Source organism: Citrobacter freundii complex sp. 2025EL-00176 (assembly GCF_053309355.1).
The window spans coordinates 105,070-128,942 of record NZ_JBRYHT010000011.1 but is presented as its reverse complement, the minus strand read 5'-3'; the positions used below and the strand labels follow the sequence as shown (position 1 = coordinate 128,942).

General features: G+C 53.0%; 16 protein-coding genes. 8 read left to right on the top strand and 8 right to left on the bottom strand.

Translation table 11 applies throughout. The features are described from left to right. Nucleotides 1–10 precede the first annotated feature (10 nt). The gene (locus ACVXHP_RS19100; RefSeq protein ID WP_316130684.1) at nucleotides 11–493 is read left to right on the top strand and encodes an OmpA family protein; all 483 of its coding nucleotides are present in this window, start codon (nucleotides 11–13) and stop codon (nucleotides 491–493) included. A 138-nt stretch (nucleotides 494–631) separates the two neighbouring features. Here the strand turns inward: ACVXHP_RS19100 and rplS are convergent, their stop codons facing one another. From rplS to ffh, 5 genes are all read right to left on the bottom strand, one after another. Continuing rightward, nucleotides 632–979 carry a 50S ribosomal protein L19 gene (rplS, locus tag ACVXHP_RS19095; RefSeq protein WP_006687325.1) on the bottom strand — a complete coding sequence of 116 codons (348 nt, stop codon included), beginning with the start codon at nucleotides 977–979 and terminating at the stop codon, nucleotides 632–634. Between the two features lie 39 nt (nucleotides 980–1,018). Then, on the bottom strand, nucleotides 1,019–1,786 hold the full coding sequence (gene trmD, locus ACVXHP_RS19090; RefSeq protein WP_003031232.1) for a tRNA (guanosine(37)-N1)-methyltransferase TrmD: 768 nt from the start codon (nucleotides 1,784–1,786) through the stop codon (nucleotides 1,019–1,021). Between the two features lie 44 nt (nucleotides 1,787–1,830). Continuing rightward, nucleotides 1,831–2,379: a ribosome maturation factor RimM gene (gene rimM / locus ACVXHP_RS19085; protein WP_003031230.1), complete on the bottom strand. Its 549-nt coding sequence runs from the start codon at nucleotides 2,377–2,379 to the stop codon at nucleotides 1,831–1,833. An 18-nt stretch (nucleotides 2,380–2,397) separates the two neighbouring features. Beyond that, nucleotides 2,398–2,646 (bottom strand): 30S ribosomal protein S16, encoded by a 249-nt coding sequence (rpsP, locus tag ACVXHP_RS19080; RefSeq protein ID WP_003031228.1) that lies wholly within the window; start codon nucleotides 2,644–2,646, stop codon nucleotides 2,398–2,400. Nucleotides 2,647–2,897: 251 nt separating this feature from the next. Continuing rightward, the gene (gene ffh, locus ACVXHP_RS19075) at nucleotides 2,898–4,259 is read right to left on the bottom strand and encodes a signal recognition particle protein (RefSeq protein ID WP_006687321.1); all 1,362 of its coding nucleotides are present in this window, start codon (nucleotides 4,257–4,259) and stop codon (nucleotides 2,898–2,900) included. Nucleotides 4,260–4,425: 166 nt separating this feature from the next. On the opposite strand from ffh, the gene ACVXHP_RS19070 reads away from it, so the two are divergent. Then, complete coding sequence (locus ACVXHP_RS19070; protein WP_042313291.1) at nucleotides 4,426–5,217, top strand: cytochrome C assembly family protein; 792 nt, start codon at nucleotides 4,426–4,428, stop codon at nucleotides 5,215–5,217. A gap of 18 nt (nucleotides 5,218–5,235) precedes the next feature. After that, the gene (locus ACVXHP_RS19065; RefSeq protein ID WP_038642758.1) at nucleotides 5,236–6,525 is read left to right on the top strand and encodes an HlyC/CorC family transporter; all 1,290 of its coding nucleotides are present in this window, start codon (nucleotides 5,236–5,238) and stop codon (nucleotides 6,523–6,525) included. A 49-nt stretch (nucleotides 6,526–6,574) separates the two neighbouring features. On the opposite strand, the gene grpE is transcribed toward ACVXHP_RS19065, so the two are convergent. Then, nucleotides 6,575–7,168 (bottom strand): nucleotide exchange factor GrpE, encoded by a 594-nt coding sequence (gene grpE, locus ACVXHP_RS19060; protein ID WP_038642760.1) that lies wholly within the window; start codon nucleotides 7,166–7,168, stop codon nucleotides 6,575–6,577. A 122-nt stretch (nucleotides 7,169–7,290) separates the two neighbouring features. Here grpE and nadK point away from each other — a divergent pair, with 122 nt between their 5' ends. From nadK to bamE, 3 genes are all read left to right on the top strand, one after another. Beyond that, nucleotides 7,291–8,169, top strand: a complete 879-nt coding sequence (gene nadK / locus ACVXHP_RS19055; protein ID WP_038642764.1) for an NAD(+) kinase — start codon at nucleotides 7,291–7,293, stop codon at nucleotides 8,167–8,169. Between the two features lie 85 nt (nucleotides 8,170–8,254). Further along, on the top strand, nucleotides 8,255–9,916 hold the full coding sequence (recN, locus tag ACVXHP_RS19050; protein ID WP_316130338.1) for a DNA repair protein RecN: 1,662 nt from the start codon (nucleotides 8,255–8,257) through the stop codon (nucleotides 9,914–9,916). Between the two features lie 149 nt (nucleotides 9,917–10,065). Continuing rightward, nucleotides 10,066–10,410 carry an outer membrane protein assembly factor BamE gene (gene bamE / locus ACVXHP_RS19045; protein ID WP_200009169.1) on the top strand — a complete coding sequence of 115 codons (345 nt, stop codon included), beginning with the start codon at nucleotides 10,066–10,068 and terminating at the stop codon, nucleotides 10,408–10,410. A 49-nt stretch (nucleotides 10,411–10,459) separates the two neighbouring features. On the opposite strand, the gene ACVXHP_RS19040 is transcribed toward bamE, so the two are convergent. Both ACVXHP_RS19040 and ratA read right to left on the bottom strand, forming a co-directional pair. Then, nucleotides 10,460–10,756, bottom strand: coding sequence for an RnfH family protein (locus tag ACVXHP_RS19040; RefSeq protein WP_003839823.1), 297 nt, complete (start codon nucleotides 10,754–10,756; stop codon nucleotides 10,460–10,462). Continuing rightward, complete coding sequence (ratA, locus tag ACVXHP_RS19035; RefSeq protein ID WP_447572031.1) at nucleotides 10,740–11,183, bottom strand: type II toxin-antitoxin system toxin RatA; 444 nt, start codon at nucleotides 11,181–11,183, stop codon at nucleotides 10,740–10,742. The genes ACVXHP_RS19040 and ratA overlap by 17 nt, the downstream gene beginning before the upstream one ends. Nucleotides 11,184–11,337: 154 nt before the next feature. Between ratA and smpB the strand changes: the two genes are divergently transcribed. Then, nucleotides 11,338–11,820: an SsrA-binding protein SmpB gene (gene smpB, locus ACVXHP_RS19030; RefSeq protein WP_043017973.1), complete on the top strand. Its 483-nt coding sequence runs from the start codon at nucleotides 11,338–11,340 to the stop codon at nucleotides 11,818–11,820. Nucleotides 11,821–12,387: 567 nt separating this feature from the next. Further along, complete coding sequence (locus tag ACVXHP_RS19025; RefSeq protein ID WP_447572030.1) at nucleotides 12,388–23,859, top strand: BapA/Bap/LapF family large adhesin; 11,472 nt, start codon at nucleotides 12,388–12,390, stop codon at nucleotides 23,857–23,859. The last annotated feature ends 14 nt before the right edge of the window (nucleotides 23,860–23,873 follow it).

Sequence of the window (23,873 nt, the reverse complement as noted above, 5' to 3'; positions counted from 1 at the left end):
AATTACACACATGTTAAAACGTCTATTTTCACCGTTTTTTCTGCTGTTACTGATTGTGGCAGGCTGTCAGGCGCCTCAGGGGAAATTTACCCCAGAGCAAATTGCAGCTATGAAATCGTACGGATTTAGCGAAGTTTCAGGAGACTGGTCTCTTGGCCTGTCTGACAATATCCTGTTTGATAAAAACGACTATAAACTCCGTCCGGAAAGTGAAAAGCAGATTCAGGAAATGGCATCCAAACTGGCTGCTACCGGGCTAAACCATGCTCGCCTGGATGGTCATACCGATAACTACGGCGAAGACAGCTACAACGAAGCCCTGTCGCTCAAACGCGCTAATGTGGTTGCCGATGCCTGGGCACAAGGCGCCAACATTCCGCGTTCCAACCTGACAACTCAGGGGCTCGGCAAGAAATACCCGATCGCCAGTAACCAGACCTCAAAAGGTCGGGCAGAGAACCGCCGTGTCGCGGTGGTGATCGCTACACCCTAAACATCCCCGGCTGGCTGTATACACAGAGTATGTAAATTTCCCCCAGCAGTCAGTCTCTTCCCATCAGTAAATATTGTGATAAAAAAAGGGCCAGCCTTTCGGCCAGCCCTTTCTAACAGGATGTCGCTTGCGCGAATCTTAGTTAAGACGCTCTTTGATACGAGCAGACTTACCAGTGCGCTCACGCAGGTAGTACAGTTTAGCTTTACGAACAGCACCACGACGTTTAACAGCAATGCTGTCAACTACCGGAGAGTGAGTCTGGAAGACACGCTCAACGCCTTCGCCGTTGGAAATTTTACGAACAGTGAATGCAGAGTGCAGACCGCGGCTACGAATAGCGATAACCACGCCCTCAAATGCCTGCAGACGTTTTTTGGAACCTTCAACAACCCATACTTTCACTTCCACGGTATCACCCGGACGGAAGGAAGGTACGTCCTGCTTCATCTGTTCTTGTTCAAGTTGCTTAATAATGTTGCTCATAATTTAATCTCTTATCCTGGGTAAACTGATATTGGGGGCTTACGCCTGCCCATCATGTTTATGTTGCTGTTGTGCGTGTTCCTTTTTGAACTCCGCCAGCAACCTTGCTTGCTCTTCAGTCAGAGCCAGGTTTTCCAGAAGTTCAGGTCTTCTAAGCCAGGTCCGGCCCAGCGACTGTTTCAAACGCCAGCGACGTATCTCTGCGTGGTTCCCCGACAGTAATACTGCCGGTACTTCCATCTGCTCTAACACTTCAGGTCGGGTATAGTGTGGACAGTCCAGCAACCCATCAGCAAACGAATCTTCGATTGCCGAAGCTTCATGACCCAGAACTCCCGGAATGAACCGGGAAACGGAGTCGATCAGCGTCATTGCCGGTAACTCACCACCGCTGAGGACGTAATCGCCGATTGACCATTCTTCATCAATTTCGGTTTGAATCACGCGCTCATCGATACCTTCATAGCGACCACACACCAGAATCAGCTTTTGATTCGTGGCCAGTTCGCTGACGCCCGCTTGATCAAGCTTGCGTCCCTGAGGTGACAGATAAATCACCTTTGCGCCTTCACCAGCCGCAGCTTTTGCTGCATGAATGGCGTCCCGTAAGGGTTGCACCATCATTAACATCCCCGGTCCGCCGCCGTAAGGACGATCGTCCACGGTACGGTGCCGGTCATGAGTAAAGTCACGAGGACTCCAGCTCTGGATGTTCAGCAGGCCATTTTTTACTGCCCGGCCAGTTACCCCGTAATCGGTAATTGCGCGGAACATTTCTGGAAACAGGCTAACGATACCTATAAACACAAGCCAATCCCCATAACGCCGACGTTTACCGTTTATCCGGTGGTTTAAAAACCAGGATCCCAATCTACTTCGATGGTACGAGTAGCGAGATCGACTTTCTTGATAACCTGCCCATCGAGGAACGGTACAAGACGTTCCTTGATACCAAACGCATCTTTCAGGTTTGCCTTGATGACGATGACGTCATTAGAACCGGTTTCCATCATATCGACGACTTTACCGAGATCGTAGCCTTCAGTGGTCACTACCTGGCAGCCCATAAGGTCTTTCCAGTAGTAGGAGCCATCTTCCAGCGCTGGCAACTGCGAGGAATCCACGACAATTTCACAATTGGTCAGTAGATTCGCCGAATCACGATCGTCAACGCCTTTCAGCTTGATGATCAGATCCTGATTGTGGTGCTTCCAGCTTTCCAGCTGTACTTGCTGCCACTGACCCGCCTTCTGGATAAACCAGGGCTGATAGTCAAAAATGCTTTCGGCGTCTTCAGTGGAAGAAAACACTCTGAGCCAACCACGGATACCGTAAGAAGACCCCATTTTCCCCAACACGATGGGTTCCACGGGAGCCTGTGCGGCGAGTTGCTTGCTCATCATGACCACCGTGACAGATTAAGCTGCTTTGTTTGCTGCTTTGATCAGCGTAGCTACGCGATCAGAAATAGTCGCGCCCTGGCCAACCCAGTGAGCGATGCGATCCAGATCCAGGCGAGTGCCTTCTTCTTTTTCGCTTGCGATTGGGTTAAAGAAGCCAACGCGCTCGATGAAGCGACCGTTGCGTGCATTACGGCTGTCGGTAACAACAACCTGGTAGAACGGACGCTTTTTAGCGCCGTGACGAGCTAAACGAATAGTAACCATAACATCCTCTTGTGTGAATAAAACACCGGGCCCCATCGAGGGAAGGGACCCGGTGTCATATTAAAAGCCCGAAAATTTTACTGATTTCTGGGAAAAAAGCAATCAACATGTGCTGAAGCTTGATTCCAGGGCGTGACCGTTGCAGCCAGTTTGGCGTCGGCGTGCGCGCAGAAAGCGGAGCGTACACGCAGTACGTGAGCATTTCGAGCACACTCCGGCGTCAAAATGGCAAATAAGGTAGCCCGATATATTTATCTACCCGGGAAGCCTGGCGGCATCATCCCCTTCATACTCCGCATCATCTTCGCCATCCCGCCTTTCTTCATTTTCTTCATCATGCGCTGCATGTCGTCGAACTGTTTCAGAAGGCGGTTAACGTCCTGTACCTGCATGCCGCAACCGGTAGCGATACGGCGTTTACGGGAACCTTTGATGATTTCCGGCTTAGCGCGCTCTTTCATCGTCATCGAGTTGATGATGGCTTCCATACGCACCAGCACTTTATCATCCATCTGCGATTTCACATTGTCAGGGATCTGACCCATGCCCGGCAGTTTGCCCATCAGGCTTGCCATACCGCCCATGTTTTTCATCTGCTTGAGCTGCTCAAGGAAATCGTTGAGATCGAAGCCGTCGCCTTTTTTCAGCTTGCTGGCTAATTTTTCTGCCTGCGCGCGGTCAACTTTGCTTTCGATATCCTCGATCAGCGACAGCACGTCGCCCATGCCGAGAATACGTGAAGCAATACGGTCTGGGTGGAACGGCTCCAGCGCTTCGGTTTTCTCGCCGACACCGAGGAATTTAATCGGCTTGCCGGTGATATGACGAATAGAGAGCGCCGCACCGCCACGCGCATCACCATCAACTTTGGTCAGCACCACACCGGTTAACGGCAGCGCTTCGTTAAAGGCTTTTGCGGTATTCGCAGCATCCTGACCAGTCATCGCATCGACGACAAACAGCGTTTCTACCGGCTTGATAGAAGCGTGGACCTGTTTGATTTCGTCCATCATCGCTTCGTCAACGTGCAGACGACCGGCGGTATCCACCAGCAGCACGTCGTAGAATTTGAGTTTGGCTTCTTTCAGCGCGGCGTTGACGATATCGACCGGTTTTTGACCGACATCCGACGGGAAGAAGTCTACACCGACCTGCTCGGCCAGCGTTTCCAGCTGTTTAATCGCCGCCGGGCGATAAACGTCCGCGGAGACCACCAGCACTTTCTTCTTGTGCTTCTCGCGCAGGAATTTCCCCAGCTTACCAACGCTGGTGGTTTTACCCGCACCCTGCAAGCCCGCCATCAGTACGACGGCAGGCGGCTGAGCAGCCAGATTCAGGGTCTGGTTTTCTTCGCCCATTGCCGCAACCAGCTCGTTACGGACAATCTTGACGAACTCCTGACCCGGCGTCAGGCTTTTGTTAACTTCATGACCAACCGCTTTCTCTTTTACGCGATTGATAAACTCACGCACTACCGGCAGCGCTACGTCAGCCTCCAGCAGCGCCATGCGCACTTCGCGCAGCGTCTCTTTAACGTTGTCTTCAGTAAGGCGTCCACGGCCACTGATATTGCGCAGCGTGCGCGACAAACGATCGGTTAAATTATCAAACATTGTCTCTCGCCTGGGGTGGAAACGGTCGGTCGCGACAGCGACACATCAACAGAAATTTGTCGCAGTATAACATGAAGCCGCCTTTGTTGTTATGCAACGGTTGGAGCAGCGGTCACGTAACGCTATACTGCTTTTCTTTATCACTGGCCAACTGTCGACACCTAATATGCCCGTTTTTGCTCTGCTCGCCCTTGTCGCCTACTCAGTCAGCCTCGCGCTGATTATTCCCGCCCTGCTGCAAAAAAACAGCGGCTGGCGGCGTATGGCTATTCTTTCTGCGGTCGTCGCGCTGGTAAGCCATGCTATTGCCCTGGAAGCGCGTATCCTGCCCGGCGGTGAAAGCGGACAAAACCTGAGCCTGTTGAACGTCGGCTCGCTGGTTAGCCTGATGATCTGCACGGTAATGACTATCGTCGCTTCCCGCAACCGTGGCTGGCTATTACTGCCTATTGTCTACGCCTTTGCGTTGATCAACCTCGCGTTCGCGACGTTTATGCCTAACGAGTTCATCACCCATCTCGAAGCGACACCGGGCATGATGATTCACATCGGGTTATCGCTGTTTGCTTACGCCACGCTGATTATTGCCGCGCTGTATGCGTTACAACTGGCGTGGATCGACTATCAGCTGAAAAACAAAAAACTGGCGTTCAGCAATGAAATGCCGCCCCTGATGAGCATTGAGCGGAAAATGTTTCATATCACCCAGATCGGCGTGGTTCTGCTGACGCTCACTCTGTGTACTGGCCTGTTTTACATGCATAACCTGTTCAGTACTGAGAATATTGATAAAGCCGTTCTTTCTATCGTGGCATGGTTTGTCTATATCGTTCTGTTGTGGGGGCATTACCATGAAGGCTGGCGCGGACGTCGCGTCGTATGGTTTAACGTCGCAGGCGCAGTCATTCTGACGCTGGCCTATTTCGGCAGCCGTATACTGCAGCAGTTCGTGAGTTAAATCTTTAAGGAACCCTACGTGGAACACATCTCCACCACCACGCTCATTGTCACGCTTCTCATCATGGTGGTCATTTCCGCCTATTTTTCCGGCTCTGAAACCGGAATGATGACCCTGAATCGCTATCGTCTGCGGCATCGGGCCAAGCAGGGTAATCGTCAGGCAAAACGCGTTGAAAAGTTACTTCGCAAGCCGGATCGCCTGATAAGCCTGGTACTGATCGGGAATAACCTGGTGAATATTCTGGCCTCCGCGCTTGGCACTATTGTCGGTATGCGCCTGTATGGCGATGCCGGCGTCGCCATCGCCACCGGGGTGCTAACGTTTGTGGTGCTGGTTTTTGCCGAAGTACTGCCAAAGACCATTGCCGCGCTGTATCCGGAAAAAGTCGCCTACCCGAGCAGTTTTTTGCTGGCCCCCCTGCAAATCATCATGATGCCGCTGGTGTGGTTGCTTAATACCATCACCCGCCTGCTGATGCGCATGATGGGCATCAAAACGGATATCGTCGTGAGCGGTTCGCTAAGTAAAGATGAACTGCGAACGCTGGTGAATGAATCGCGATCCCAAATCTCGCGTCGTAATCAGGATATGCTGCTGTCCGTGCTGGATCTGGAAAAAGTCAGCGTCGATGACATCATGGTGCCGCGCAGTGAAATCATCGGCATTGATATTAACGACGACTGGAAATCAATCGTGCGCCAGCTTTCGCACTCCCCTCACGGCCGCATTGTGCTGTACCGCGACTCACTCGACGACGCTATCAGTATGCTGCGCGTCCGCGAAGCCTGGCGATTGATGGCGGAGAAAAAAGAGTTCACCAAAGAGACCATGTTACGCGCGGCCGACGAAATTTATTACGTACCGGAAGGCACGCCTCTCAGCACCCAGCTCATTAAATTTCAGCGCAATAAGAAGAAAGTGGGTCTGGTGGTCAATGAATATGGCGATATTCAGGGGCTGGTCACGGTCGAAGATATTCTGGAAGAGATTGTCGGCGATTTCACCACTTCAATGTCACCGACGCTTGCCGAAGAGGTGACGCCGCAAAATGATGGCTCGGTGATCATTGACGGTAGCGCCAACGTTCGTGAAATCAATAAGGCGTTTAACTGGCACCTGCCGGAGGATGACGCACGTACCGTGAACGGTATTATTCTTGAAGCGCTGGAAGAGATCCCGGTTGCCGGTACGCGAGTGCGTATTGGGCAGTACGATATCGATATTCTCGACGTGCAGGATAATATGATTAAACAGGTACAGGTGTTGCCGGTTACACCGCTGCGCGAGAGCGTATCGGACCAGTGAGCATAGTCCGGACCGGGTAGCGCATCAGCATTACCCGGTCCGAGGCTGATTAGCCTTTGGCTTTCGCCACGGAGACCATCGCCGCACGGATAGTACGTCCGTTCAGGGTATAGCCTTTCTGCATGACCATCAGCACATTACCGGCAGCAACGTCGTCAGACTCTACCATTGCAATGGCCTGATGCACGTTCGGGTCCATCGGCACATCGATATCCGCAACCACCTGAACGCCAAACTTCGCCACAACATCCAGCATTGACTTACGCGTCAGCTCAATACCTTCAATCATCGGTGCCATCGCGTCATTGTCTTTGTCCGCCACTTCCAGCGCACGATCCAGACTGTCCAGCACCGGCAGCAGCTCGTTGACGAATTTTTCCAGCGCAAATTTATGCGCTTTTTCTACGTCCAGTTCGGTACGACGACGCAGGTTTTCCATTTCCGCTTTGATACGCAACACGCTGTCGCGCTCGCGAGTTTCGGCCTCAGCAAGCTGAGCTTCCAGATTCGCAATTTTTTCATCGCGCGGATCCACCTGCTCAGCAGAAGCGTCTGGTTCAACCGCCTCAACTTCTTCGTGCTGATCCATGATAATTTCTTCCGGGGCTTGCCCCTCAGGCGTTTTCTGTTCTTTACTACTCATGAATTTCTCCGCGTTTTTTTCGCATTCATCTCGCTAACCTGGATTATTATGGGGATAAGATTCAGGGTTTCAAGGGAAGTACTCACATTGTCACTAATCTTCGTTACAAGGACCTCGAGAAAATGAACAATCATTTCAAGTGTATTGGCATTGTGGGGCATCCTCGTCACCCCACCGCACTGACAACACATGAAATGCTCTACCGCTGGCTGTGCACCAAAGGTTATGAGGTTATCGTGGAGCAACAAATCGCTCACGAGCTACAGCTGAAAAATGTGAAAACCGGTACGCTCGCGGAGATTGGCCAGCAGGCAGACCTCGCCGTAGTCGTCGGCGGCGACGGCAATATGCTGGGCGCTGCGCGCACTCTGGCACGTTATGACATCAAGGTTATCGGAATTAACCGCGGTAACCTCGGTTTCCTGACCGACCTTGATCCAGACAATGCCCACCAACAGTTAGCCGACGTACTGGAAGGCCACTACATCAGCGAAAAACGCTTTTTGCTCGAAGCCCAGGTATGCCAACAGGATTGCCAAAAGCGCATCAGTACCGCGATCAACGAAGTGGTGCTGCATCCAGGCAAAGTAGCACATATGATTGAGTTCGAAGTGTATATCGATGAAATCTTTGCCTTCTCTCAGCGTTCCGACGGGCTAATTATCTCTACGCCTACCGGCTCTACCGCCTACTCGCTCTCTGCCGGAGGCCCAATCCTGACGCCTTCCCTGGATGCCATTACGCTGGTGCCGATGTTCCCGCATACGCTTTCTGCGCGTCCGCTGGTAATAAACAGTAGCAGCACAATTCGCCTGCGCTTTTCTCATCGCCGTAGCGATCTGGAGATCAGCTGCGACAGCCAAATCGCCCTGCCGATACAGGAAGGGGAAGACGTATTGATCCGCCGCTGTGATTATCATCTGAACCTGATACATCCTAAAGATTACAGCTATTTCAACACATTAAGTACCAAACTGGGCTGGTCAAAAAAATTATTCTAATTTAACGCCAACCTCTTTACTGTATAAAAAACCAGTTTATACTGTATGTAATCACAGTTATGGTTTTTCATACAGGAAAACAGCTATGTTGGCACAACTGACCATCAGCAATTTTGCTATCGTTCGTGAACTTGAGATCGATTTCCAGAACGGCATGACCGTCATTACCGGTGAGACAGGTGCGGGTAAGTCCATTGCCATCGATGCTCTCGGTTTGTGCCTGGGCGGGCGCGCAGAGGCCGACATGGTGCGCACAGGCGCTACACGAGCCGACCTCTGTGCCCGTTTCGCCTTAAAAGACACTCCAGCAGCCCTGCGCTGGCTGGAAGAGAACCAGCTTGAAGAAGGTCGTGAGTGCTTGCTGCGTCGCGTTATCAGCAGCGATGGCCGTTCCCGTGGCTTTATTAACGGTACCGCCGTTCCGCTGTCACAGCTTCGTGAGCTGGGCCAGTTGCTGATTCAAATCCACGGCCAGCACGCGCACCAGCTCCTGACAAAATCTGAACACCAAAAATCCCTGCTTGATGGTTACGCCAATGAAGCGTCCCTGAACCAGGAAATGGCCGCGCGCTATCAGCTATGGCACCAAAGCTGCCGCGATCTGGCTCATCATCAGCAACAAAGCCAGGAGCGCGCAGCGCGGGCGGAACTGTTGCAATATCAGCTAAAAGAACTGAACGAATTCAACCCGCAGCCGGGCGAGTTTGAGCAAATTGATGAAGAGTACAAGCGTCTGGCTAACAGCGGGCAATTGCTCACCACCAGCCAACAGGCGCTGGCTATCCTCGCGGATGGCGAAGACATCAATCTGCAGAGCCAGCTGTACACCGCCAGGCACCTGGTCACCGAACTGGCAGGTATGGACGGCAAACTTTCCGGTATCCTCGATATGCTGGAAGAGGCAACCATCCAGCTTAGTGAAGCCAGCGATGAACTGCGCCACTATTGCGATCGTCTGGACTTAGACCCTAACCGTTTGTTCGAACTTGAGCAGCGTATTTCAAAGCAAATCTCGTTGGCGCGTAAGCATCAAGTCTCCCCGGAAGCGCTGCCACAGTTCTATCAGTCTTTGTTGGATGAACAACAGCAACTTGACGATCAGGCCGACTCGCTCGAAACCTTAACCCTGGCGGTGAACAATCACCACCAGCAGGCGCTGGAAACGGCAAAAAGATTGCACCAACAGCGCCAGCATTACGCCGAGGAACTGGGACAACTCATTACCGAAAGTATGCATACCCTTTCGATGCCGCATGGTCTCTTTTGCATTGATGTGAAATTTGAAGAACACCATCTGAGCGCAGACGGTGCCGATCGCGTGGAGTTTAAAGTTACCACTAACCCGGGTCAGCCGTTACAGCCGATTGCAAAAGTCGCTTCCGGCGGCGAGCTGTCACGCATCGCTCTGGCGATTCAGGTGATAACCGCACGTAAAATGGAAACCCCGGCGCTGATTTTCGATGAGGTTGATGTCGGCATCAGCGGCCCGACGGCAGCGGTCGTGGGCAAAATGCTGCGCCAGTTGGGGGAATCAACCCAGGTTATGTGCGTGACTCACCTACCGCAGGTTGCTGGTTGTGGTCATCAACATTTCTATGTCAGCAAAGAAACAGACGGCGCAATGACGGAAACACACATGCAGCCGCTTGATAAACGCGCGCGTCTGCAGGAGTTAGCCCGCTTACTTGGCGGAAGCGAAGTCACGCGCAATACCCTCGCAAACGCAAAAGAACTGCTGGCGGCATAAACTTTTTTCCCTTGTGAAGGTCTGAGTTCAACATAAAATCGCCGACCGACCCGACAGCAAAAGGTTTTAAAGTGGTGAAAGGTCTATTATCATCGGCATATTACATATGAGCCGCGTACTGCTCGGGCCCGAAAAGGAATCAAATCACTATGCGCTGTAAAACGCTGACTGCTGCTGCAGCAGTACTACTGATGTTGACTGCAGGCTGTTCCACTCTGGAGCGAGTGGTTTACCGCCCTGACATCAACCAGGGAAATTATCTGACACCGACCGATGTCGCCAAAGTGCGTACAGGCATGACGCAACAGCAGGTTGCTTATGCTCTGGGTACCCCGATGATGTCCGATCCTTTTGGCACTAACACCTGGTTCTATGTGTTCCGTCAGCAGCCTGGACATGAAGGCGTAACTCAGCAAACGCTGACGCTGACCTTTAACAGCAGCGGCGTATTGACCAACATTGATAACAAACCTGCCCTGACAGACAAGAAGTAGGTTTGAGAGATCAAAAAAGGTGCTCAATGAGCACCTTTTTTATTGTCTGTTATTTTTTAGCGGATTTCTCTGCTCGCTGCCTGCGCAGCTCTTTGGGATCAGCAATCAGCGGCCGATAAATTTCCACCCGATCGCCGTCATGCAGAACATCAGCAAGCTTCACCGGACGGCTGTAGATGCCCACTTTATTTTTGCTGAGATCGATATCGGTACGTAATTCCAGCAGCCCGGAAGCGCGGATAGCCTCTTCCACCGTTGCGCCCTGCTGCAGCGTTACGCGCTGTAAGTACTGTTTTTCGGGCAGCGCATATGCCACTTCAACGACAATTTTAGCCGACGCTGACACTGTAAACCTCTTTCGCGCGAATGGTGAAAGCCTGCACCATATTCGAAGCCAGCTCTTTAAAGATGCGGCCAAACGCCAGCTCGATGAGTTTATTGGTGAACTCAAAATCGAGATGAAACTCAATGCGACACGCGTCCTGGCTCAACGGCGTAAACTTCCAGCCGCCAATCAGTTTTTTAAACGGCCCATCGACCAGATGCATCAGGATGCTCTGGTTACTGGTCAGTTGGTTACGCGTGGTGAACGTTTTGCTAATCCCTGCTTTAGAGACATCCACAGCGGCCGTCATTTGTCCCGGAGTCGACTCCAGTACGCGGCTACCGGTGCACCCCGGTAAAAACTGGGGATAGGATTTAACATCATTCACTAACTGATACATCTGCTCCGCACTGTAAGGTACTAAAGCGGTCCGGCTAATCTGAGGCATAACAATTTCCATCAATATCAATCACACAAATAATACCATTTATCACTCGCTAAAAAAAACGCTATAGCCCAACTCGTGCTAAGATAGCGCCTTGCGCCCCGCTGGATGAAATGGGGTGTTTTTCGATTCCAGATTACCTATACTGAGCGGCATTATGACGAAGAAAAAAGCACACAAACCTGGCTCAGCCACAATCGCGCTTAACAAACGCGCACGACACGAATACTTTATCGAAGAAGAGTTCGAAGCAGGACTCGCTCTGCAGGGCTGGGAAGTCAAATCCTTGCGCGCAGGTAAAGCTAACATCGGTGATAGCTACGTTATACTCAAAGACGGCGAAGCGTTCCTGTTTGGCGCCAACTTCACACCGATGGCCGTTGCCTCAACACACGTGGTATGCGATCCCACCCGTACCCGTAAACTACTGTTAAACCAACGTGAACTCGACTCTTTGTATGGTCGCATGAATCGGGATGGTTATACCGTGGTCGCACTTTCGCTGTACTGGAAGAATGCCTGGTGTAAAGTGAAAATCGGCGTCGCAAAAGGTAAGAAACAACACGACAAGCGCTCCGATGTGAAAGAACGCGAATGGCAGGTGGATAAAGCACGTATTATGAAAAATGCCGGGCGATAACCTTCTTTTCTCTGTGGCCAGTCTATCACCATGATGACTGGCCTTTATTTTTTAGTTATTGAAAGTCACACAATACATTCATCATAATTATAGTTCCGATTGCTGAATCGTTCAGCTAAAAATACAAACCCCAATCCGCAGGCAAGCAGTAGTCTAATAGAATAAAACTTCAAGTACTCCTGCGCTATATTTTTCACTCTTTAAAATAGCATTATTATTACTGTTGTTTATTATTAACAATAAATAATAAAAACAACAATTACAGCAAGTTATAAATAAAGCCTATTTATCGAAACGTTTAACTCATTTCGATAAAACATATCATCATATGTTTTTAATATCTGGACATTGCAGAAAGGTTTCTTTCTGACTATATCATCTAATACGAAAGAACTATTTTTGGTGCTCAGACTACGACTTAATTGTTCAGAAACTGATTCCTGTAAATCTTATCCATGAAATTACATGTGCAAGTTCATCATTATGATGAACGAGGCACCTGTCTGCTCATTTTCCCGGCACGCCGTTGCGGATTAATACTCCCGACCTGCCATCAGGAGTGAACATATGCGTCTACTCGCCGTTGTATCGAAGTTGACTGGTGTTTCTACCAATGTTGAAGCCTCTGAAGTTACGCTCAACTCACCTTCAATTGTGAAACTGTCCGTTTCACGTGAGGAGGTCAGCCAGTTGACTCGCATTAATCAGGATCTGGTTGTCACACTCCGTTCAGGTGAAACCATCACCATTAAAAATTTTTACGTCGGAAAAGGTGATGCGCAAAACCAACTGGTTCTGGAAGACAGCAATGGCGCACTGTGGTGGGTTCAGGATACGGATGGCGCTTTCCATTTTCAGCACCTGGACGATCTCACGCCGCTGATGACGGCCGAAGGCAGTCATGATGGTGGCGCAGTCTGGCCCTGGGTTCTCGGCGGGGTCGTTGCCGCAGGCGGGATTGCCGCTATAGCCTCTTCTTCTGGCGGCGGTGGCGGACATCACAATAACGACAATGGCTCAGGAAATGGTAATCCCGGTGGTAGTACGGATCCAGGCGTTGGAACAAATCCAGGTGGTGGCACCGATCCAGGCGGTAATAATAGCGGAGATACCACTCCACCAACATCCCCAACTGCACTGGTGGTCTCCCCTGATGGCAAGTCGTTGTCCGGGCAGGCAGAACCGGGCAGTACAGTCATCATTAAAGATGCGCAGGGTAACATTGTTGGTCAGGGTAAAGCAGACAGTGACGGCAAATTTGCGATCGATCTTAATCCCCCTAAACTCAGCGGAGAACACCTGACCGTTACCGCAACCGATGCGGCAGGTAATACCAGCCCCGCCGCGAGCGTTAACGCGCCCGATATTCCTCTGCCTGCAACACCGGCATTTTCTGCTGCTATAGACGATCATGCTCCGGAAACCGGGACTGTCGCTAACAAGCAATTTACCAATGACAATACCCCAACGCTACAGGGAACCGGCACACCCGGCTCAACTATCCATATTTTCGTTGATGGTAAACAGACGGGCACCACCGTGGTGGATGCGAATGGAAAATGGAGCTTTGCTGTTGCCACACCGCTGGCAGATGGCGAACACAGCTTTACAGCCATTGCTACCAACCTCAAAGGCAGCAGCGGAGAATCTAGCCAATTCACGCTCAACATCGATACTCAAACCCCGGACGCCCCTGTACTTGAAGCCCTAACGGATAAAACAGGCTCCATTACTGGTCTACTCATCAATAACGCGCACACTGATGAGGCAAAACCAACCCTCTCCGGTAAAGGCGAAGCAGGAAATACCATCACCATCCGTGAAGGGAACATCATTCTGGGGACTACTGTCGTTGATGCCAGCGGCCAGTGGAGCTTTACCCCGACAACAGCCTTAAGCGATGGCGCACATACGTTCACGATTCAACAGACGGATAAAGCAGGAAACGTCAGCGGAATAACGACAACCCCAACGATTATTGTTGATACGACGCCCCCATCGGCTGCGGTGGTTGACTCAGTCTCCGTGGATGGCACCACCGTAACAGGCCATGCGGAAATCGGCAGTACCGTCTCCATCTATGATGCCGATACTAATCTCCTCGGTTCAGCTGTGGTAGGCCAGGATGGCTTATTCAGTATTACGCTGAATCCAGCGAAAACGCATGGCGAAACGCTGGAAACACGTATCCGGGACGAGGTGGGTAATAACGGACCGGCAGGCCAATTTACTGCATCAAACTCTCAATTTCCTTCTCAACCGATCATCATCACCGTGTCAGATGACATAGGGAGCGTGACCGGTGCTCTGAAAAACGGCGATGCTACAGATGACAATCGCCCGACCATCAGCGGCACTGCTGAACCAGGAAGTGTTATCACAATTAATGACAATGGCGTGCCAATGCCAACAATCCCGCCGGTGGTTGCTGACAGCGATGGTAAGTGGAGTTTTACGCCCTCTCAGCCACTTCCTGATGGCGATCACCTCTTTACGGCAACGGCGACAAATAACTTCGGCACCAGCGGACAGTCCATCAGCTTTGCGGTTGATATCGACACCCAACCTCCGGTGCTGGAAGATTTGGAAGTAATTAATCGGGGAACCACGCTGACAGGCTCCACCGAAGCCGGTAGCACTGTGGTGATTAAAGACAGTCAGGGAAATGTTTTGGGAAGCGGTAAGGCAGGGAACGACGGCTCATTCTCAATAGGCATTAATCCCGCCAAAACCAATGGTGAAACGTTGACCATTTCGGTCACGGATAAAGCCTCAAATACGGGTCCGGTAGAAAGCCTGAAAGTACCGGATATTTCGCCGCCAGCCTCCCCTTCCGGACTAACTGTCGCTGCCGACGGTGAATCCGTTAGTGGTCAGGCGGAACCCGGTTCTACGGTTATCATCAAAGACGTCGCGGGTAACGTACTGGGTACCGGTATCGCCAACGGCAGCGGGCAATTCATCGCCCCACTGAATTCACCACAAACCAATGGCGAAGCGTTAACGGCCACAGCCAAAGACGCTGCACAAAATGAGAGTCTACCGTCTACCGTGCTAGCAGGGGATACTACCGCTCCGCTCGCGCCGCAAGACGTAACGGTTAGCCAGGATGGTACCAGCGTAACGGGGACGGCTGAGCCAGGCAGTACAATAACCATTACTGCACCGGACGGCAGCACCATCGGTACTGGAAAAACAGGAAGCGATGGCAACTTTACCGTACCGCTTTCACCTGCGCAGACGAATGGCGAAACCGTCAGCGTCACCGCCACTGACAGCGCTAAAAATGAAAGCCCGGAGCAAACCGCAGTCGCGCCGGATATTACCGCCCCCGATAAGCCCATTATTTTGCAGGTATTTGATGATGTCGCAGACGATACCGGGCCACTCACCAGTGGACAAACAACCAACGACAACCGTCCGACGCTGAGCGGCACAGCGGAGGCTGGCTCAACGGTAGAGATATTTGATAACGGGGCATCTCTAGGTGTAGCCGTAATGCAGCCTGACGGTAGCTGGAGCTTCACCCCTCAGACCGACCTTGGTGAAGGGAAACACCAGCTTACGGCAGTCGCTACAGATGCCAAAGGCAACGCCAGCCCAGCGACCGCGTTTGAACTGATTGTTGATACGCAATCACCGCAAATGCCTGCCATTACCCATGTAACGGATGACAAACCGGGCATTGTCGGTTCCATCGCCAATAACGGTCTGACCAACGATAACACGCCCACCATCAACGGAACCGGCGAACCCGGCTCCATGGTTCATCTGATGCGTGACGGGCAACTGATTGCAGATATTACCGTCGATGCTAGCGGGACATGGAGTTACACCCCGCCGCAAACGTTGCCCGATAATAAGTATGAATTCACGGTGACGGCCAGCGACAACAATGGTAACACGACACCTCCCTCCGCAGGGTTCACCATTACGATTGACAGCACGGCACCTCTCGCCCCGGGATTTTCTGCGATCCTTGATCCTGATAAAAATCCTATCGATACCAGTCAACCGACCAACTCTTCTCAGCCACAGTTAACCGGTAGTGGCACCGCTGGTGACACCATCACCATTTATGACAATGGCAAGCCGATTGGCGAAACAAAGGTTGGCACGGATGGAAACTGGCAATTCACGCCGCCAGTGGTACTGGGTGACGGTAAACATGTTCTGACGGCTACCGCCAGCGATCCGGCGGGTAATGAAGGCCCGAAATCCACCAGCGTCATGCTACAGGTCGATACAAATGCGCCAAATGCACCACAAATCCTGTCAGCAACCATTGTTGTGGGTAGCGAAAATATCGTCCTGGCTAATGGCAGCACAACGAATCAGGAAACCCCGCTTCTGAGCGGTACCGGCGAGCCAGGCGCGACGATCACGCTCTATAATAATGGCACTGAGGTGGATACGGTTCTGGTTAATGCGCAAGGGAAATGGACCTACCAGCCAACCGCCAATTTATCTGAAGGGTTAAACGTCATTACCGCGACGGCTACCGATGCGGCAGGCAACGTCAGCCCGGTATCCGGCGTCTACTCCATCACAATTGATACCATTCCACCTGCGAAACCTGACGTACCGCTAATCTCCGATAACGTTATACCTGTGGTCGGAAACGTTACCAGTGGTGGCACAACCAATGACACCACGCCCACCTTCAGCGGTAAGGGAGAGCCGGGTAGCACTATCACTATCTACAATAACGACAGTGAAATTGGTCAGACAACGGTAGGTGATAACGGGAGCTGGACCTTTACCCCGAGCCCATTAGACCCAGACACCACTTACGTCATCACCACAACCGAAACCGACATTGCCGGCAATACCAGCGATCCGTCGGATCCCGTCACCCTCACCATTGACACAACGGCCCCAACCACTCCCACTATTGAATTTGCGACGGAGAATGACAACACTCCCAATGCCAACTTTAACAGCGGCGCAACCACCGATGACAATACGCCGGCTATTCATGGTAGGGGTGAAGCCGGCAGCATTATTACTGTATTCAATGGCGCTACCGTTCTGGGCGTGGCCACCGTCGACAGTTCTGGCAACTGGGAATTCCCCATTACCAGCGCCCTGCTCGATGGTACCTATACCCTGACCGCCAGCGCAAAAGACGCCGCCGGTAATCCCAGCGGAACATCGAACAGCTTTACCTTTACCGTTGATACCATTCCTCTGCAGGATCCAGTGGTCACGGAAATCCTTGATGATTTTGCACCGGTCACCGGAACGCTGACTGATGGATCCTTCACTAACGACCAGACGTTAACCATCAACGGCACCGGCGAGACGGGCAGCACAATAACGATTTATGACAACGGTACAGTTATAGGGACCGCAAACGTCATTGATGGAAAATGGACCTTCACCACGCCTGCACTTTCAGAAGATCCTCACGCGCTGACCTTCACTGCAGATGACGGAGCCGGAAACACAACGCTTCAAACGCCGGCCATTAATATCACCGTAGATATTACACCGCCGCCAGCCCCTGTCATTCAGGTGATCTCAGAGGATGGCACCCGGGTGGCTGGTCTGGCGGATCCCTTCGCCACGGTTGAAATTCGCAATGCCTCCGGCACGCTAATCGGTACCGCAACCGCAAATAATACCGGCGAATTCGCCGTCACCTTAAGCCCGGCCCAGACCAACGGCGGTGAACTCACGGCGAAAGCAATTGATCGCGCAGGCAACGAAAGCCCCAACGCGACCTTTACCGCCTCTGACAGCGGCCTGCCTGATGTGCCGTTCATTACCGCGATTGACGACGATGTCGGTAGCGTGCAGGGAAATATTCTCACTGCTGGCGGTAGAACAGACGACACCACCCCCACGCTTAGTGGCACAACGGAAGTAGGGTCGACGGTCGAAGTCTTTATTAACGGCACCAGCGCCGGCCTGGCCATCGTTGATACCAGCGGCAATTGGACATTTGCGGTTCCCACCTTACCGGGCGAAGGGAGTTACAGTTTTACCGTTCAGGCCACCAACGGTAACGGCACGGGCGGTCTGTCCGCCCCCGTTGCAATAACGGTAGATTTAACCGCACCGCTCCAGCCGGTGATTGTCAATGCGACGGATGACGTTCCCGGCTACACCGGCTCACTGGCTAACGCCGCGCTAACAAACGATGCGCGCCCGACGCTCAACGGTACCGGTGAAGCAGGTGCCACTATCACCATCTTTGATAATGGCAATGCGATCGGCACTACCACCGTAGCTCAAAACGGTAGCTGGAACTTCACGCCGGGAAGTAATCTCAGTAACAGCCAGCATGTGTTCACCGCCCGCGCAACGGATAGTGCGGGTAATACTGGGGCTATTTCGGGCGATTTCACCCTGACCATTGACGCACAAGCGCCCAACGTCCCGGCAATTACATCGGTGATTGACGATAACAACCTACCGAACGTTTCCGTTTTGCCAGGCCAGGTAACCGACGATCGCCAGCCCGTTCTGAACGGTACGGGCGAAACCGGTGCGACAATTAATATCTTTGATAACGGCGTACTCCTTGGTACGACCGTAGTAGGTTCAGGAGGTACCTGGTCCTGGACGGTTGACAGCGCGCTAACGGAAGGCAGCCATACTCTGACCGTCAGCGCCACCGACCCGGCAGGTAACACCAGCGCAGCCTCCTCTGGGTGGAATATCGTCGTGGATGTGACGCCACCTGCCGTACCAACGCTCACTTCCGTGGTAGACGATCAGCCCGGTTTAACCGGCAATCTGGTCAGTGGTCAGCTCACCAACGACGCGACCCCGACGCTCAACGGTCGCGGAGAAATCGGGGCTACAATTAATATCTGGCTGGATGGCGGAACAACACCGATTGGCACAGCCATTGTTGATGGAACCGGGGCGTGGAGCTTCACGCCTGAAACGCCACTCACTAATGGTAACCATACCTTTACCCTCAGCGCGACTGACCCAGCCGGCAACACCAGCGCCTTGTCCGGTGGATTTGCGCTGACTGTTGACGCCACTCCACCTGTTGCACCAGTCATTACCAGCATTGCGGATAATACGGCTCCCGTTATAGGCGTCGTACCGAATGGTGGAAGCACCAACGAGACAAGGCCGACAATTACCGGAACCGGTGAAGCAGGCTCGACGATCTCTATTTATAATGGCGCTTCTCTCGTGGGCACCGCCCTCGTCCAGGCCAGCGGCAACTGGAGCTTTACACCAACAAATGCGCTTGCTGCGGGCACATGGAATCTGACCGCGAAGGCAACAGATACCGCGGGAAATACCGGGCCGGCATCGGATGTTCGCTCATTCACTATTGATACCACCGCCCCCGTTGCACCTGTCATAACCACCGTCTTTGACGATCAAGGCCCACTCACCGGCAATCTCAGCAATGGACAAATTACTGATGATGCCCGCCCGACATTCAGCGGTACCAGCGAACCCAACGCCATAATCCGCATCTTTGACAACGGCTCTTTGTTAACGGAGATAACCGCTAACAGCAGCGGTAACTGGAGCTATACGCCTACGCAACCAACAGCGCCTGCAATGACCACGGGAAACCATGTCATCACCGTAACGGCCATTGATGCGGCGGGTAATGCGAGTCCGGCATCGGACAGCTTCACGTTCGTGGTGGATACCACCGCGCCATTGCTACCGGTTATTACCCTGGTGACCGATGATATGCCCCCTGGCACCGGGGCGATTACTAACGGACAAAGCACCAACGACCCAACGCCGACGTTTAGCGGAACAGCGGAGGCCGGAGCCACAATCACCCTGTATGAGAATAATACAGTACTGGGAACCACCACAGTGTTAGCCAACGGTACCTGGAGCGTCACCACCTCCACGCTGGGAAGCGGTACACATACCATTACCGCTGTTGCTACGGATGCCGCAGGCAACGCCAGCCAGCCAAGCGGCGGTTTTACGCTGACAGTCGACACATCGGCCCCAGCTACGCCAATCCTGACTACCGTCGTGGATGATGTTGCTGGCGGCGTATTCGGCAACCTGAATAACGGTCAGATCAGTAATGACAGCCGACCGACGCTGAACGGGACCGCTGAGGTGGGGAGTACGGTAAGTATTTATGACGGCAACACCTTGTTGGGAACAACCACGGCTGGCGTAGGTGGCGTCTGGAGCTTCACGCCGGGAACCCCGCTCAGCGAAGGCTCGCACACGCTAACCGTCACAGCCACCGATGCGGCGGGTAATAACAGCCCGGCGACCAACAGTTTTGTGATAGTCGTTGATACCACCGCGCCAGGCGTGCCAGTTATTGTCAGCATTATTGATGATGTGCCTAACATCACTGGTGCAGTGGGTAATGGTCAGTCCACCAATGATACTCTCCCCACGCTCAACGGCACGGCGGAAGCCAACAGCACGGTCAATATCTTTGACAACGGCGCGCTGGTGGCCTCCGTAACGGCGAACGCCAGCGGAAACTGGACCTGGACTCCCACCTCGGCATTGGGCCAGGGCACGCATGCTTATACGGTTAATGCCAGTGATACAGCGGGTAACGTGAGCCTCACCTCCCCTGGTTCGTCGATTGTGGTGGATACCCTCGCGCCCGGCGCGCCGACAGGCCTTACTATCAATGCAACCGGCAACCGTGTCACCGGTACAGCTGAAGCAGGGAGCACCGTGACCATTACATCCAGTACAGGAACCGTACTGGGAACCGCCACTGCGGATGGTGCTGGCAGCTTTGTGGTGACGCTTTCCCCGGCACAAACCAGCGGCCAGGCGCTGCTGGCATTTGCTCAGGATAAAGCGGGTAATACCGGTGTTTCTGCCGGGTTCACTGCCCCGGATACCCGCGTACCCGATGCCCCAACTATCGTCAGTGTTGTAGATGATTTCGGCATTTATACCGGGATTATCGCCAATGGTCAGGTAACCAACGATGCCTTACCTACGCTAAACGGAACGGCACAGGCCAATGCCGTCATCAATATTTACAACAACGGGGCGCTACTTGGCTCCACAACGGCGAACGCCAGCGGCGTCTGGTCCTTCACGCCTGGCAGCAATTTGACCGAGGGCTCGCACGCCTTTACCGCAACGGCAACCAACGCTAATGGCACCGGCGCCGCATCAGGTCCCGCCACGGTGGTGGTCGACACACTGGCTCCCAATACGCCAACCGGCATACTGAGTGCGGATGGCGGTTCGCTAACAGGTCAGGCGGAAGCAAACAGCACGGTGACGGTGACAATCCCTGGCGCGGGTACCTACACCACGACGGCCGGAAGCAACGGCGTCTGGTCATTGACCTTGCCGACCAAACAAATTGAAGGGCAGAAGCTGGGCATAACCGCAACTGATGCGGCAGGCAATACGTCGGGGTCGCTCTCCATTACCGCCCCAATCCTCCCGCTCTCGGCTAACGATAACGTCACCAGTCTCGCGTTGACGACCACCGCAACCACCAGCTCACAAAGCTACTCTGACTACGGTCTGCTGTTGGTAGGTGCTTTGGGGAACGTCGCCTCCGTTCTGGGTAATGATACCGCACAGGTACAGTTCACCATTGCCGCCGGTGGTTCTGGCAATGTTACGATCGATGCGGCAGCGACAGGCATTGTTCTGTCATTGCTCAGTACCCAGGAGATTGTGGTGCAGCGCTTTGATGCCACTCTCGGCACCTGGAGCACTTTCATCAACACTGCAAATGGCGACTTAGCTAACCTACTGACGTTAACTGGTAGCGGCGTCACCCTGAATCTGACCGGCCTGACCGGCGGGCAGTATCGCGTACTGACGTATAACACCAGCCTGCTGGCGACAGGTTCATATACCAGCCTGGACGTAGACGTACATCAGACCAGCGCAGGCGTTGTCAGCGGGCCGACCGTCAATACTGGCAACGTGATGGCCGACGACGTTACGCCAACCGGGACAACACTAACATCAGTCACTGATGCCAGCGGGAAAACAACCGTCGTTGGCGCGGGTGGGGTCGATATCACAGGTCAGTACGGCACCCTGCACATCAACCAGGACGGCAGCTATACCTACACATTAACTAACACCAGCGCCGCGGTATATGGTCAGAAAGAGAGCTTCACCTACACCATTACGCAAGGCAGCAACAGCAGCTCGGCACATCTGGTGATCAACCTGGGGCCAGCCCCAGCGGCCACCACCGTTATTGCGGCCGACAACAATGCTGCCATGGTCTTTGATACCAGCGTCAGCTATGTCAACAATGGGCCATCAGTACAAAGCGGCCTGACGGTATTGAGCGTCGGAGTTGGCACCGTGCTTAACGCTAATCTGCTCGATGACATGAGCAATCCGATTATCTTTGATGTAGAGGATGGCTCAACCCGTACGATGACCATTCAAGGGGCCGTTGGCGGCGTAACGCTGGCCTCAACGTTCGATCTTTATATCTACCGCTTCAATGATGCGATCCAGCAGTTTGAACAATATCGGGTGCAAAAAGGTTGGATCAACACCCTGCTGCTGAATGGCAATTCCCAGCCTTTGACGGTAACGCTGCCAGGCGGTGAATACCTGTTTGTACTGAATACCGCCAGCGGGATCAGCGCCCTCACCGGCTACACGCTTAATATCTCGCAGGATCATACCTATGTCGTAGATAGCACTACCGCCAATACCACTGGCAATGTACTAACTAACGATATTGCGCCGCCGGATGCGGTGATCACTGAAGTCAACGGCGTGGCTGTCCCGGCAACGGGAAGCATCACCATAAACGGTCTCTACGGTACGTTATCCATTGATGCAAAAGGGAATTACACCTACACCCTGAAAAACGGTGTTGGTGCAGACAGCATCAAGTCCCCGGACAGCTTCGTCTATACCGTTCGCGCGCAGAACGGTGATACGGATACCGCCTCACTGAATATCACGCCAACCCCACAGGCGCTGAATGCCGTCGATGACGTCAGCAGCATCATGACGGTAAATACCGTTCAGGATTCTGCTGCATATGGCAGCGGCGCGCTGGGAACAGCGACAATTCCGACGCTGGGGAGCAAGGCAACCGCCACAGGTTCGTTTGACATCGCGACAAATGACGTCCTGAAAAACGCCACGCTTAACTTCGATATCAACACGCTAATCACCGTCGGTACGCTCGGTGTGAGCTGGACGATAACCGGCCCTGGCGGATACACACTTTCAGGTTCGGTTCCTGCCAGCGCCATCAGTCTGTTAGGCAGTTCAATCGCGGTCTCGCTGGGGAATGCCGAACTGACCGCAGGTCATTACAGCGTCAGCTTCACAGGAACGATGGGAGGGCTGGCCGTGGGCAACGTCAGCATTACGCCGAACGTCACCGGCACCACCTGGCACCTTAATACCTTTGACGTCAACACCGCCACGGTAAATGGCAATATTTTTGATGGTAGTGATGCGGCAGGCGCCCACGATCAGTTGTCAACCGTCCATACCCTGCTTACCGTCAATGGCTATAACGGCAGTACCGCCACGCTCAATCCGACCAGCAGTACCAGTAGCGCCACCGTTCAGGGCCATTATGGTTCACTGACCATGAATCTGGATGGCTCATACACCTACACGCTGAAGCCGGGTACGACCGTGGCATCAATGACCACCAAAGAGACCTTCACCTATACGCTTAATGACCAAAATGGACATACGGACACCGCCACGCTGACCATCAATATGAATCCGCAGCTGGCAAGCTCCTCACAGCATGATGTGATCACCGGATCGGTCTACGGCGATACGCTTATCTATCACCTGCTTAATACCAACAACGCAACCGGAGGTAACAACAGCGACAGCTGGTCCAACTTCTCTCTGGCTCAGGGCGACAAGATCGATATCCACGAATTGCTGAGCGGATGGAACCATCAGGCCTCAACGCTTGGGAACTACGTGCAGGTCACCTCCAACGGATCCAACACCGTGATCGCCATCGACCGCGATGGCACGGGTGGAACTTATCAATCCACCAACCTCATCACCCTGGAGAATGTCAACACCACGCTGAATGAACTGCTACAGAACAACCATCTCATCACGGGTGGTTAATACATAAAGCTCCG

Excerpts from the sequence above, each read along its gene's own strand:
- ffh (WP_006687321.1), bottom strand. The coding sequence starts at position 4,259 with ATGTTTGATAATTTAACCGATCGTTTGTCGCGCACGCTGCGCAATATC.
- recN (WP_316130338.1), top strand. The coding sequence starts at position 8,255 with ATGTTGGCACAACTGACCATCAGCAATTTTGCTATCGTTCGTGAACTT.
- ACVXHP_RS19100 (WP_316130684.1), top strand. The coding sequence starts at position 11 with ATGTTAAAACGTCTATTTTCACCGTTTTTTCTGCTGTTACTGATTGTG.
- ACVXHP_RS19070 (WP_042313291.1), top strand. The coding sequence starts at position 4,426 with ATGCCCGTTTTTGCTCTGCTCGCCCTTGTCGCCTACTCAGTCAGCCTC.
- rimM (WP_003031230.1), bottom strand. The coding sequence starts at position 2,379 with ATGAGCAAGCAACTCGCCGCACAGGCTCCCGTGGAACCCATCGTGTTG.
- ACVXHP_RS19025 (WP_447572030.1), top strand. The coding sequence starts at position 12,388 with ATGCGTCTACTCGCCGTTGTATCGAAGTTGACTGGTGTTTCTACCAAT.
- bamE (WP_200009169.1), top strand. The coding sequence starts at position 10,066 with ATGCGCTGTAAAACGCTGACTGCTGCTGCAGCAGTACTACTGATGTTG.
- rpsP (WP_003031228.1), bottom strand. The coding sequence starts at position 2,646 with ATGGTTACTATTCGTTTAGCTCGTCACGGCGCTAAAAAGCGTCCGTTC.
- rplS (WP_006687325.1), bottom strand. The coding sequence starts at position 979 with ATGAGCAACATTATTAAGCAACTTGAACAAGAACAGATGAAGCAGGAC.
- smpB (WP_043017973.1), top strand. The coding sequence starts at position 11,338 with ATGACGAAGAAAAAAGCACACAAACCTGGCTCAGCCACAATCGCGCTT.
- ratA (WP_447572031.1), bottom strand. The coding sequence starts at position 11,183 with ATGCCTCAGATTAGCCGGACCGCTTTAGTACCTTACAGTGCGGAGCAG.
- grpE (WP_038642760.1), bottom strand. The coding sequence starts at position 7,168 with ATGAGTAGTAAAGAACAGAAAACGCCTGAGGGGCAAGCCCCGGAAGAA.
- nadK (WP_038642764.1), top strand. The coding sequence starts at position 7,291 with ATGAACAATCATTTCAAGTGTATTGGCATTGTGGGGCATCCTCGTCAC.